Source organism: Zavarzinia sp. (assembly GCF_049306435.1).
In the GTDB taxonomy this organism is placed as follows: Bacteria; Pseudomonadota; Alphaproteobacteria; order Zavarziniales; family Zavarziniaceae; genus Zavarzinia.
Genome location: NZ_JBAQRT010000322.1, coordinates 1 through 11,932, shown reverse-complemented (window position 1 = coordinate 11,932; position 11,932 = coordinate 1). Strand labels below are relative to the sequence as shown.

Annotated in this window: 13 protein-coding genes and 1 pseudogene; 8 read left to right on the top strand and 6 right to left on the bottom strand. The window is 67.7% G+C overall.

Features of this window, described 5'->3' with window-relative positions:
- Nucleotides 1–68 precede the first annotated feature (68 nt).
- Complete coding sequence (locus WAZ62_RS18430) at nt 69–1,331, top strand: MFS transporter (protein ID WP_422644998.1); 1,263 nt, start codon at nt 69–71, stop codon at nt 1,329–1,331.
- Nucleotides 1,332–1,355: 24 nt separating this feature from the next.
- Here the strand turns inward: WAZ62_RS18430 and WAZ62_RS18425 are convergent, their stop codons facing one another.
- The gene (locus WAZ62_RS18425; RefSeq protein WP_422644997.1) at nt 1,356–2,405 is read right to left on the bottom strand and encodes an alcohol dehydrogenase; all 1,050 of its coding nucleotides are present in this window, start codon (nt 2,403–2,405) and stop codon (nt 1,356–1,358) included.
- A 46-nt stretch (nt 2,406–2,451) separates the two neighbouring features.
- Nucleotides 2,452–3,303 carry a tRNA glutamyl-Q(34) synthetase GluQRS gene (gene gluQRS / locus WAZ62_RS18420; protein ID WP_422645026.1) on the bottom strand — a complete coding sequence of 284 codons (852 nt, stop codon included), beginning with the start codon at nt 3,301–3,303 and terminating at the stop codon, nt 2,452–2,454.
- A gap of 79 nt (nt 3,304–3,382) precedes the next feature.
- On the opposite strand from gluQRS, the gene WAZ62_RS18415 reads away from it, so the two are divergent.
- Together WAZ62_RS18415 and WAZ62_RS18410 are read left to right on the top strand one after the other, a co-directional pair.
- Nucleotides 3,383–4,045 (top strand): alpha/beta hydrolase, encoded by a 663-nt coding sequence (locus WAZ62_RS18415; protein WP_422644996.1) that lies wholly within the window; start codon nt 3,383–3,385, stop codon nt 4,043–4,045.
- A 142-nt stretch (nt 4,046–4,187) separates the two neighbouring features.
- On the top strand, nt 4,188–4,739 hold the full coding sequence (locus WAZ62_RS18410) for an HNH endonuclease (protein WP_422645025.1): 552 nt from the start codon (nt 4,188–4,190) through the stop codon (nt 4,737–4,739).
- On the opposite strand, the gene WAZ62_RS18405 is transcribed toward WAZ62_RS18410, so the two are convergent.
- Together WAZ62_RS18405 and WAZ62_RS18400 are read right to left on the bottom strand one after the other, a co-directional pair.
- Nucleotides 4,712–5,749: an NAD(P)/FAD-dependent oxidoreductase gene (locus tag WAZ62_RS18405; protein ID WP_422644995.1), complete on the bottom strand. Its 1,038-nt coding sequence runs from the start codon at nt 5,747–5,749 to the stop codon at nt 4,712–4,714. The genes WAZ62_RS18410 and WAZ62_RS18405 overlap by 28 nt on opposite strands.
- Nucleotides 5,750–5,818: 69 nt before the next feature.
- Nucleotides 5,819–6,796 carry a histone deacetylase gene (locus WAZ62_RS18400; protein ID WP_422644994.1) on the bottom strand — a complete coding sequence of 326 codons (978 nt, stop codon included), beginning with the start codon at nt 6,794–6,796 and terminating at the stop codon, nt 5,819–5,821.
- Here WAZ62_RS18400 and WAZ62_RS18395 point away from each other — a divergent pair.
- Together WAZ62_RS18395 and WAZ62_RS18390 are read left to right on the top strand one after the other, a co-directional pair.
- Entirely contained in the window at nt 6,795–7,643 is an 849-nt protein-coding gene (locus tag WAZ62_RS18395) for a fumarylacetoacetate hydrolase family protein (RefSeq protein ID WP_422644993.1), read from the top strand. The two genes, WAZ62_RS18400 and WAZ62_RS18395, sit on opposite strands and share 2 nt — an antisense overlap.
- 45 nt (nt 7,644–7,688) lie before the next feature.
- Nucleotides 7,689–8,510 (top strand): IclR family transcriptional regulator, encoded by an 822-nt coding sequence (locus WAZ62_RS18390; RefSeq protein ID WP_422644992.1) that lies wholly within the window; start codon nt 7,689–7,691, stop codon nt 8,508–8,510.
- Here WAZ62_RS18390 and WAZ62_RS18385 read toward each other — a convergent pair.
- Entirely contained in the window at nt 8,414–8,782 is a 369-nt protein-coding gene (locus WAZ62_RS18385; protein WP_422644991.1) for a DUF952 domain-containing protein, read from the bottom strand. The genes WAZ62_RS18390 and WAZ62_RS18385 overlap by 97 nt on opposite strands.
- Nucleotides 8,779–10,392, bottom strand: coding sequence for a lysine--tRNA ligase (locus tag WAZ62_RS18380; protein WP_422644990.1), 1,614 nt, complete (start codon nt 10,390–10,392; stop codon nt 8,779–8,781). The genes WAZ62_RS18385 and WAZ62_RS18380 overlap by 4 nt, the downstream gene beginning before the upstream one ends.
- A gap of 281 nt (nt 10,393–10,673) precedes the next feature.
- Between WAZ62_RS18380 and WAZ62_RS18375 the strand changes: the two genes are divergently transcribed.
- From WAZ62_RS18375 to WAZ62_RS18365, 3 genes and pseudogenes are all read left to right on the top strand, one after another.
- Nucleotides 10,674–10,925, top strand: coding sequence for a type II toxin-antitoxin system Phd/YefM family antitoxin (locus WAZ62_RS18375; protein ID WP_422644989.1), 252 nt, complete (start codon nt 10,674–10,676; stop codon nt 10,923–10,925).
- The gene (locus WAZ62_RS18370; RefSeq protein ID WP_422644988.1) at nt 10,922–11,329 is read left to right on the top strand and encodes a hypothetical protein; all 408 of its coding nucleotides are present in this window, start codon (nt 10,922–10,924) and stop codon (nt 11,327–11,329) included. Before WAZ62_RS18375 ends, WAZ62_RS18370 begins: the two co-directional genes overlap by 4 nt.
- A 40-nt stretch (nt 11,330–11,369) precedes the next feature.
- Nucleotides 11,370–11,932 (top strand): annotated as a pseudogene (locus WAZ62_RS18365) (ATP-dependent DNA helicase); the annotation flags it as partial.

The following is an 11,932-nucleotide window of genomic DNA, read 5'->3' as shown; positions in this document are numbered from 1 at the left end:
ACTTCATGTTGACGGTGTTACCGATCGGTACGTATGAAGGAAACATCTGAAACGTACCGGTCAGTCACATGAACATAATGCGCCCCAGGGCCTTTGGCCAGAGATACGCGTTCGTCGTCGTCGCCGTGATCTTCCTGGCGTTGCTGGTGTCGGCCGGGCAGCGCTCGGCGCCGGGGGTGTTGATCCTGCCGCTGGAGGCGGGTTTCGGCTGGAGCCGGGACACGGTATCGCTCTCCGCCGCCATCGGAATTTTCCTTTACGGCATGGTCGGGCCCTTCGCCGCGACGCTGATGGTCAGCCTCGGTATCCGCCGGGTGATGATCGGCGCGCTGGTGCTGATGACCGTGGCCCCGCTGCTGTCCTATTTCATGTCGGAGCCCTGGCAGCTGATCGCGACCTGGGGCGTCTGTTCGGGGCTGGGGTCGGGCTGTATCGCCATCGTCCTCGGCGCGACGGTGGTGAACCGCTGGTTCGCGACCAATCGCGGCCTCGTGATGGGCCTGCTGACCGCGAGCGCGGCCACGGGCACGCTGCTGTTCCTGCCGGCGCTGGCGGCGATCGCCCAGAGCTTCGGCTGGCAGGCGGTGGTGCTGACGGCGGCCACAGCCTGCGCCCTGATGATCCCGATCGTCTGGTGGCTGCTGCCGGAATACCCGGCGTCGATCGGTCTGCTGCCCTATGGCGCGGCCAAGGCTCCGGATATTCCGGCCCCCCGTCCGGGCAACATGATCGCCTCGACCTTCGCCACTCTGGGCCGGGCGATGAAGACGCGGGCCTTCTGGTATCTCTTCGCCACCTTCTTCATCTGCGGTTTCACGACGAACGGCCTCGTCGGCACCCATTTGATCGCGCTGTGCGGCGACAATGGCATTCCCGAGGTGCAGGCGGCTGGGCTGCTGGCGGTTATGGGCCTGTTCGATCTGGCCGGCACCACCCTGTCCGGCTGGCTGACCGACCGTTTCGATCCGCGCAAGCTGCTGTTCGTCTATTACGGCATCCGGGGGCTGTCGCTGATCTTCCTGATCCATTCGGATTTCGATCTGCTTAGCCTCGGCATTTTCTCGATCTTCTTCGGGCTGGACTGGATCGCCACCGTGCCGCCGACCTTACGCCTGACCAGCGATCATTTCGGCGACCGCGACGCACCGGTGATCTTCGGCTGGATCGCCGCCGGTCACCAGATGGGCGCGGCCAGCGCCGCCTTCTTCGCCGGCTATATGCGGACGGTGCAGGGCGACTATCTGCAAGCCTTCGTGATCGCCGGGGCGACCGGCCTCGTCGCCGCCCTGCTGTCGATCATGATGGCGCGGCGGCCCCCGGCCCTCGCCTGAGGGTAGCCGCCGTCGCCCGAGCCCTCAGACCGTGAGGACGGTGCGGCCGAGCACCTTGCCGGCCTTCAGGTCGTGCAGGGCCTCGGTCGCCTCGCTCATGGGGCGGAGGGTGACCGGGATCGGCGCGACCTTGCCGGCCTTCACGAGGTCGAGCAGTTCGGCGAGTTCGGGCAGGGTGCCGACATAGGAGCCGAGCACCGTGATGCCGTTCCACGGAAACAGCGGGATCGGCATCGTCAGCGCGCCGCCGAACAGGCCGACGATGACCGCGGTGCCGCCCCGGCGCAAGGATCGTATGGCGAGGTTCACGGTCGCCTCGGCGCCGACGAAATCGAAGGCGGCATGAATGCCGCCATAAGTCTTCTGGAGTTTCGCCAGCGTGTCCTTGTCGCGCGGGTCGACGATTTCGCTGGCGCCCGCCGCCCGTGCCGCCTCGCCCTTCACCGGGTCGATCTCGGCGACGACGAGGGGGGCCGCCGGATAGAGCGCCTTCGCCACCTGGATCGCCATCAGGCCGACGCCGCCCGCCCCGATGATCAGCAGGGGATCGCCCGCGCCCGCCGCCGGGATCTTCTTCAGGGCGGAATAGGCGGTCAGGCCCGAACAGGCGAGGGGTCCGGCGCGGTCTTCCTCGATCCCGGCGTAATCGAGCAGATAACGCGGATGGGGCACCAGCACCGTGTCGGCGTAACCGCCGTCGACATTGACGCCGAGGTGCCGACCCTTGGGACACAGATGCTCGAGGCCCCGGGCGCAGACACCGCAGCTGCCGCAGCCGATCCAGGGATAGACCACGCGCCGGTCGCCGACCGAGACGCCTTCGGCCGCGGGGCCGGCGGCGATCACCTGGCCGACGATCTCATGGCCGAGGGTGAAGGGCAGCTTGCGCCCGGCCCTGATGTCGAGCCGGTTGCCGCCGCCCATCTCGAAATAGCCCTCGTGGATGTGAAGGTCGGAATGGCAGACGCCGCAGCGGGAAATCCGCACCACGACCTCGGTCCCCTCGGGCACCGGATCGGGGGCGACCAACTCGCACAGGGGCGCGGCATAGTCGACCATCTTCTGGCTTTTCATGAACTCTTCTCCGTTTTGCCGGGGAGGGTACGGGCTTGTCCTCGCATCAGCAAGCCGGCAGGCCGAGGCGGCGGCGCAGCTCCAGCGGTGTTTGGCCCGTCGCGCGCATGGCGGCGAGGGTCAGGGCCTTGTCCCGCTTGGCGAGGCGGATGCCGTCCTCGCCGATGACCAGTCCGTGATGGGCATAGGCCGGCACCGGCAGGCCGAGCAGCGCCTGCAGCAGGCGGTGGACATGGGTTGCCGGAAACAGGTCGATCGCCCGCGTGACCAGAGTGATCCCCTGCAGCGCATCGTCGACGGTGACGGCGAGGTGGTAGGACGTCGGGGTTTCCTTGCGCGCCAACACCACGTCGCCCAGGATCTCCGGCCGCGCCGGCTGTTCGCCCGCCTTCTCGTCGTGCCAGGACAGGGGCCGGCCGACGAGGGCCAGGGCCTTGCCGATGTCGAGGCGAAGCGCATGGTCCCGCCCCTCGGCCAGGCGAAAGGCGCGCTGGCCGGCGTCGAGGCCGCGGCAGGTCCCCGGATAGAGCGGGCCGGCCGGACCCTGCGGCGCGCCCGGGCTGGCGGCGACCTCGGCCGCGATCTCGGCCCTGGTGCAGAAGCAGGGATAGATCACGCCAAGCTCGGTCAGCCGGTCGAGGGCGGAGCGGTAATCGGCGAAATGCTCCGACTGGCGCCGCACCGGCCCGTCCCAGGTGATGCCCAGCCAGGTCAGGTCCTCGATGATGCCGGCCTCGAATGCTGGCCGGCAGCGGGTCTGGTCGATATCTTCCATGCGCAGGAGGAAGCGCCCGCCGGCCGCGCGCGCCCGGTCATGGGCCGTCCAGGCGGCGAAAGCATGGCCCAGATGCAGGCAGCCCGTGGGGCTTGGCGCGAACCTCGTCGAAATGGGAGCAATATTGACCAATCCGGGCTTTTCCTCGGGCGATTCGGCGTCATGATTATGCCAGCCGCGCCGCCCCGCAGGAGATAACCGAATGACCCCCATCGACGGACCGCGCCTAGCCCCGGCGGAGGGGCGGCCTGCCCGCCAGCTCGTGATCCTGCTGCACGGCTTCGGCGCCGATGGCGAGGATCTGATCGGCCTCGCCGATCCGTGGCGGCGCATGTTGCCCGATGCGCTTTTCGTCGCCCCCGACGGGCCGCAACCCTGCGTGCTGGGCGGCTTTGGCCGGCAATGGTTCCCGCTGACCGATTTCAGCGACGCGGAACGTCTGGCCGGCGCCCGCCAGGCGGCCCCGGTGCTTGACGCCTTCATCGACCGCGAACTGGAAAAGGCGGGCCTGCCGGACAGCGCCCTCGCCCTCGTCGGCTTCAGCCAGGGCTGCATGATGACGCTGCATGTCGGCCTTCGGCGCAAGTTGGCCCCGGCGGCGATCCTTGGGTATTCCGGGGCGCTGGCGGGCGGCGATCTCCTCGCCGGGGAAATGACCTGCAAGCCGCCGGTGCTGCTGATTCACGGCGATGCCGATGGCGTCGTGCCGGTCGTCGCCCTGCGCCGGGCGGTGGCGGCGCTTTCCGCCGCCCTGGTTCCGGTGCAATGGCATGTCGAGGAAGGCCTGCCGCACGGCATCGGGCCGGAGGGGCTGGCGCTCGGCGGCGAATTCCTGTGCCGCCATCTGCTGGATTCCCGCGACTGAAGAAGGACGGGCCGAGGTCACGACATCGTCACACTGCATGTAGTATTTTACTGGCGTCCAACCGCAAGGCTTGACACTATTTTGCTGGGTCTGCATCGCAGACCGCAGTCTGGGTTTAGGGCGAGGCGTATTGATGAACGCGATGTCCCAGCCGGTCGGTGCCTGTCCCGCGCTCGTTCTGAACGCGGATTACCGGCCGCTTAGCTATTTCCCCCTCAGCCTGTGGTCGTGGCAGGACACGATCAAGGCGGTCTTCCTTGGCCGCGTCAACATCCTCTCGGAATACGACCGGACGGTGCGCAGCCCCAGTTTCGAGATCCGCCTGCCGTCGGTGGTCAGCCTGAAGACCTATGTCCAGCCGGCCCGGCATCCGGCCTTCACGCGGTTCAACGTCTTCCTGCGCGACCGTTTCGCCTGCCAGTATTGCGGCGATGGCGACGACCTGACCTTCGATCACGTCCTGCCGCGCAGCCGGGGCGGCCGCACCACCTGGGACAATATCACCACCGCCTGTTCGCCCTGCAATCTGCGGAAGGGCGGGCGGATGCTGAAGGAATCCGGGCTGCACCTGCGCTCCCGCCCCTATGTCCCGACGGTCGGGCAGCTGCAGGAAAACGGGCGGTCCTTCCCGCCCAATTACCTGCATGACAGCTGGAACGACTTTCTCTACTGGGACGCCGAACTGGAAGCCTGAGCCGGTCGAAGGCCCATCTGCCGCGCCAGGGCCGCGCCGAGACTGCGGCCCGACAGGAAGGCGCCCTCGATCCGCGCGCCCAGGCACCAGTCGCCGCAGGCGCCCAGCGGCCGCCGCGGGTCGATCAGATGCGGCTGGCCCAGCGGCCGCGTCGTCATCGCGTGACGCCAGCGATGCGCCCGCGCCGAAAGCGGCACCGGCAGACCTCCGGCCAGCAGGGCGAAGGCCGCCAGCATCCGCGCCGCGACATCCTCCGCCTCATCCTCGACATGCGCCGCGCTCCACCCGGGGGCGGCGTGAAGCACCCAGGTCTCGGCCGTGTCCTGTGGCCGGCCCGGTTTCGACGTGTCGCGGGCGATCCACGACAGAAGACCATCGGTCAGGGCGAGATCGATGAAGGCACCGTCGAAGCCAAGGCGCAGCGGCGCGGCGAACGACAGCATCAGGGCCCAGCAGGGCGCGGTCTCGACGGCGGCGATCCGGCCCGACAATTCGGGCGCAAGGGCCAGAAGGGGCACGGCCTGCGGGGCCGGGGTCGCGACGACGACACCGTCATAGGGGCCGAAATGCTCGCCATGGCGGTCGGTCACCGTCAGCATGGGGCCGCGGGGCGCGATGTCCCGGATCTCGACATCGTAAACCGTGGCGCCGGTGCCGAGGGCGCCGACGAGGGCGCTCATGCGCGGCTGGCCGACGAAGCGCGCGTCCGTTTCCTCGGTGGGCGTGAAGCCGCCGGGGCCGAGGTTGCCGATCACGCCTTCCCAGGGGGCGACCACGCCCCGGGCGACGAGACCGGCCAGCACGGCTTTCAGGGCCGGATCGCGGGCGGTGAAATATTGCGCGCCATGGTCCCATTGCAGGGCATCGTCGCGCCGCGTGGCGAGGCGCCCGCCGGCGCCCCGGCCCTTGTCGAAAACGGTCACCAGCGCCCCGGCCTCGGACAGCACCGAGGCCGCGCTCTGCCCGGCGATACCGCCGCCGATGACGGCGATCAGGGGTCTTGCATTCATCGATGCCTCCACGCCGCAGGGCGACCGGTCGGGCCGCGGTTCTTCTTGTCTCGGGATGGCGCCACAGGTTTACACCGCTTGGGGCGCCTTGGCGATTCCATCGTTGAGCGCGGCCTCGGCTGCTTGGTGCAGGATGGCGTGGCGCCGGGCGAGGGCGATTACGTCATCCATATAGCCGCCGCCGATCACCCCGGCCAGCGGCAGGCCCAGCGCCCGGGCCAGCTGGATCACCAGCGCGTCGCGCCGCGCGATGCCCTGATCGCCGAGGGCAAGGCGGCCCAGCCGGTCGGCGCCATGGACATCGACCCCGGCGTTGTAGAACACGATATCGAAGGGGCCTGCCTTGATGGCGGCATCGAGCGCGGGAGCGAGGGCTTCGAGATAGGCTTCGTCGCCCGTCTCCGGGGGCAGGTCGATATCGAGATCCGAGGCTTCCTTGCGCAGCGGGAAATTCGCGCCGCAATGGACCGACAGGGTGAAGACGGAAGCATCGCCAGCGAAAATTTCCGCGGTGCCGTCGCCCTGATGGACGTCGAGGTCGACGATCAGCGCCCGCTCGATCGCGCCTTCGGCCTGCAGCGCGCGGATGGCGACGGCGACATCGTTGAAGACGCAGAAACCCGCGCCGGTTTCCCGGCGGGCATGATGGCTGCCGCCCGCCGTGTTGCAGGCGATGCCATGGCGCAGCGCGAGACGCGCCGTCAGCAAGGTGCCGCCATTGGCGAGGAGGGCGCGGCGGGCGACGCCGTCATCGACCGGCAGGCCGATCCGCCGCTCGACCGCCGGGGGGACCGCCCGCGCCAGCACGGCATCGACATAGCCCGCCTCGTGCACGCGAATCAGCTGCTCGCGCGTCGCCGGGGCGGGGACATGGGTATGGCCCGGGCGGGCGATGCCCATCGCCGTCAATTCGTCGAAAAGCGCGGCGAACTTGGCCATGGGAAAGCGATGGCTGGCGGGCAGCGGCGGCGCATAGCCTTGGTGGTAGACAACAGGCAGCGCTTTGCGCCCTTCTGTCGGCGGAACAAGCGCAGCGGAGGACCCCATGAAGCTCGTCTCCTTCCTTGATGGCCAGCGGCTTGGCTATGGCGCCGTGAAGGGCGACGGCATCGTCGATCTGTCGGCCCTTCTGTCGGCGGAGGCGCCGAAAATCCTCGACTGCATCGCGACCAGCCTCGGCAAGGCGGCGACCGCCGTCGCCCGCCTGTCGCCCGATATCGCGCTGGCCGATGTCCGACTGCTGCCGCCGGTGCCCGTGCCGGGAAAGATCATCTGCATCGGTGTCAACTATGCCGATCATGCCAGTGAAATGGGGCGCACGGCACCGCCGTTCCCGACGGTATTCACGCGCTTCGCCGATACGTTGGTCGGGCCGGGGTCGGATCTGATCCTGCCGAAGAATTCCACGCAATTCGACTATGAAGGTGAACTGGCGGTCATCATCGGCCGGCCGGCGCGCCATGTCCGGGCCGCCGACGCCATGGCCCATGTCGCGGGCTATGCCTGTTTCCAGGATGCTTCGGTGCGCGATTTCCAGCGCCACACCAGCCAGTTCGCGCCGGGCAAGAATTTCCCCGGCACCGGCGGCTTCGGCCCCTGGATGGTGACGGCGGACGAGGTGAGGGATCCCCATGATCTGCGCCTCGTCACCAGGGTGAACGGAGTCGAGCGGCAGAACGGCTCTACCGCCGACATGATCTTCCGCATTCCGGCGCTGATCGCCTATCTCTCGTCCTTCACGACGCTCAATCCCGGCGACGTGATCGCGACGGGAACGCCCGCCGGGGTCGCCGCCGGACGCAATCCGCCGCCCTGGCTGCGCGAGGGCGACAAGGTAGAAGTTGAAATCGAACAGATCGGATTGCTCGTCCACCACGTATCAGCAGAAGGATGAGGTGCCTTGTGGCGCCTCCCGGCCCGAAGCAGGAGGCGTTATTCCATGAGCAGTCTCGACCGCATGTTGCGCGTTCTGGACCTTTTCGCCGCCGAGCGGCCGCACTGGACGGTCGAACAGGCGATGACGAGGACCGGTTTTTCGCGCTCGACCGTCTATCGCTATTTCAAGAGCCTGACGGCGGCGGGCCTCGTCTCGCCGGGGCCGGACGGCGCCTACAGCCTCGGCCCCGCAGTGATCGGCCTCGACCGGCTGATCCGGCTCTATGATCCGCTGCTGGCGACGGCGCGCGGCCAGCTGGCGGAACTGGCCCGCAGTCTCGCGCTCGTCACCGTGGTCCAGCCCTATCGTGACCAGGTGGTGGTGACCCATGTCGAGGCGGCGCCGGGCCTCGCCACGCCGCCCGATCTGGTGCGCGGTCTCTCGGCCAGCCTGTTCGACAGCGCGGCGGCGCGGGTCGTCCTCGCCCATGAATCGGTCCGCCGCCTGCGGCGCATCTACGACGTCTCGGCACCGGCCATCGCTGAAGCCGGGCTCGGCACCAGCTGGACCGCCTTCCGCCAGTCGCTGCGGGTGCAGCGCCGGGTCGGCTTCGCGGTACACCGGGGTCAGGGGCCACTGGGCGCCCTGTCGGTCGCGGTGCCGGTCTTCGGGGAAGGGGAGCGGGTCATCGCCGCCATCGCCGCGCCCTCGCGCGACATGGACGCGGCGACCGTGGGCGGTTTGCTCGTCCGGGCGTCGCGCCGCATCGCGGCCCAGATGATGGACGGTCAGCCGCCGACGCCGGAGACGCTCGCCAGGGCTTCGGCCGCCCTGTGGCGCCCGTCGTCGCCGATCAACAGGGCGGTGCAGATGGTCACGGCCTGAAGCGGCAGCGCGGTATAAAGATGGGGGAACAGGTCCCCCCCGCGCGAGACTTCCCAGCGCAGGGCTGCGCCGAGCGCGGCGGCATCGACGGCGACGAGCACGAGGTCCGCCCGCTCGGCGAAATGCTTGTCCAGCGTGCCCTGGACCTGATGGGCGGCGGAGAAATGGATATAGCCATCGGCGAGATCGACCGGGGCGCCCGCGAATGTGCCGGCGGCCTGAAATTGCTCCCAGGCCGCGCGGTCCATGATCTTGTAGACGGCTTCGGTCATGCCGCCGCGGCCGGCTGAAGCAACTCGCCAGCGAGGCCCTTGCGGATCAGCCGGGCAGAATTGGCGACGCCGAACAGCGCGATGAAGGAGCCCAGGCGCGGCCCCTGCGCCTCGCCGAACAGCACTTCGTAGCAGGCCTTGAACCAGTCCCGCAGGCTGGGGAAGGCATGGCGCTTGCCGATCTCGAAGACCTCGGTCTGCAGGGCTTCCGCGCTCTGGTCCGCCGGGCCGCTTTCGAGCCAGGTGGCGAGTTCCGACAGCGCCGCCGCCTCGACCTCGGTCGGCAGGCGGAATTTGCGGTGCGGCTTCTCGTAGTCGCGGAAATAGGCGATGGCATGGCCGACCATGTCGTCCAGCACCGGCAGGGTCTCCGGCGTCGCGCCCGGGGCATAGCGGGCGATGAAACCCCAGAGCACCGACTTGTCTTCCGAAGCGACGACACCCGCGAGGTTCAGCAGCAGGCCGAAGGTGATCGGCAGTTTCACCACCGGCGGCTGGCCGGAATGGATGTGATAGACCGGATTTTCCAGCTGCTTCGCCGGGTCTTGAGCGGGATAGGCGGCGAGATGATCGAAATAATCGTCCACCTGGCGCGGAATGACGTCGAAATAGAGCCGCTTGGCCGTCTTCGGCTGGGCATACATGAACAGCGACAGGCTCTCGGGGCTGGCATAGGTCAGCCATTCCTCGATGGTCAGGCCGTTGCCCTTCGACTTCGAGATCTTCTGGCCCTTGTCGTCGAGGAAAAGCTCGTAGTTGAAGCCGTCCGGCGGCAGGCCGCCCAGCACGCGGCAGATCTTGCTCGACGTCTTCACATTGTCGATATGGTCCTTGCCCGACATTTCATAGTCGACGCCGAGGGCGGCCCAGCGCAGCGCCCAGTCGGGCTTCCACTGCGCCTTGCAGCCGCCGCCGGTCACCGGGGTCTCGAAGGTTTCCTTCGTCTCCGGGTCGGTCCAGCGGATCAGGCCCCTGGCGACATCGCGGCCCTCGATCGGCACCTGCATGACGACGCCGGTCTTCGGATGCACCGGCAGGAAGGGGGCATAGGTCTCCTGCCGCTCCGACCGCAGGGTGGGCAGCATGATCGCCATCACCTCGTCATAGCGCGCCAACATACGCAGCAGCATGTCGTCCAGCTTGCCCTCGGCGTAATAGTCGGTCGCCGAGGCGAATTCGTATTCGAAGCCGAAATGGTCGAGGAACGAGCGCAGCATCGCGTTATTGTGGTGGCCGAAGCTCTCGAACTTGCCGAAGGGATCGGGCACGCGGGTCAGCGGCTTGCCCAGATTGGCGCGCAGCAATTCGGGGTTGGGCACATTGTCCGGCACCTTGCGCATCCCGTCCATGTCGTCGGAAAAGCACAGGAGCTTCGACGGAATCTTGCCATCGGTCAGCACGTTGAAGGCGTGGCGGACCATGGTGGTGCGCGAAACCTCGCCGAAGGTGCCGATATGCGGCAGGCCCGAGGGGCCATAGCCGGTCTCGAACAGGATGTAGCCCTTGTCGAGCACTTCCGGTTTCTTCTCGATCCGCGCCAGCAGTTTCCGTGCCTCCTCGAAGGGCCAGGCACGGGCATTCTGGGCAAGCGTGCGGATCTCGCTCGACATTTCGCAAAAACTCCTTTGAAGCAACGCCTTCGTCGCGGGTCTGTTCGTAAGGCGGCGCAAGGCTTTCGTCAATTGAATGGCGGCGCCGTTGTGAACATGGCTGCCGAGGCTTTAAGGTAAGGGCGCGAGCAATGCCGGGCGCTCGTTGGCGTCTTGCCGCCAGCGCAGCCGATACTGCATTCGATGCCCTGTGTGCATCTTCGGGCGCTCAACCTCTCTGGCGGATTCTACGGAAAATGCGTATATTGCGTATAGGGCGTATATAGTTTCGGGCCAGCGGTATGAAAGAATTCAGCACGGTTGAATTGGTGCGTGACATCCGCACCGTCACCATCGCCGCCAACAGGGCGCCAGTAGCGATCACGCAGCATCGTAAGCCGCGCTATGTCCTGATGTCGGTCGAAGATTTCGAGCGGTTGGCGCGTCAGGCAGACAGCCAGCGGGCCTATGGCCCGGGCGAGGCGCCCGCCGAGGTGGCGGATCTGTTTGCCGAGGCCATTGACGATTTCCTGAGCCAACCGGCCCAAAAATGACGGAGCTCTTTTCGGGGCTGGTTATCGATTATCCCTATTTGTGGCGCTGGCAGGATGACCGGGGCGAGACCGAGGGCCGGAAGGAAAGGCCAAGCTGTCTTGCCTTCGTCGTCAAGGGTAAGTCCGATGGGCTTACCCATGTGGCACTCCTGGCGATTTCGAGTACTGCTCCGCGCGAGGGGCAAGTGACTGTCGAGGTGCCGGAGGCCGAACGTCGGCGGGCGGGGCTCGATCCGGCAAAGCGCGCATGGATCACTGTTTCTGAATGGAATCACGATATTGCCGAGCGGTCCTTTTATCTGGGCCGGAATGCGCGCCGATTTGGCCGTTTCGGTGACTCGTTCTTGCGCGAGGTTCTGATCGCTTTTCGTCCTTTTCTGGGGCGCGAGATAGATCGGCGTTGAGCGCGCTTCGTCTTCGCGCCGGTCCGTCTATCATCCCGCCATGTCCGAATCGCCTTCCTCTCGTCACGTTCCGCCGCTCGGCCTGCCGGCGCTGGCCGTTGGTGTCGGTCAGGCCGTCATTGTGCGGCCGACGGGGGAGATCGAGGAATTGTCCCTGCGTGATGGCGCGATCGCCGCCGACAGCGGACAATTGCTGCTGGCCCATGCGCCGCTGACGGCGCGGCGCCTCGGCGTGCGGCAGCTCCGTGGCTTCGATGTGCTCGAGCTTTTCGCCTTCGCGCGGCCGGCGCAATTCTGCCTGCCGAGCGCGGGGGGGCTTGCCCGTGTCTTCGGCCTCGCGCCGCCTGCCGATCTGATCGACGAGGCGAGCATCCTGCCCCAGGCGGCGGCACTGCTGCTCGACGAATTGTCGCGCGCAAGCGACGCGGCGGAAGCGGTGCGTATCGCCTTCACCATGGGGCGGGGCGGCTGGGTCTGGGCGCCGCTCGTCCTTTCCGCTCTGGGCCGGCCCGATGGCGGCGAGGGGCGAGGCACTGGCCTCGACGTCTGGAACCGCTTGCCCGAATGGGAGGAGCCGCCGCCGACGCCGCCCCCCCTCGGCCT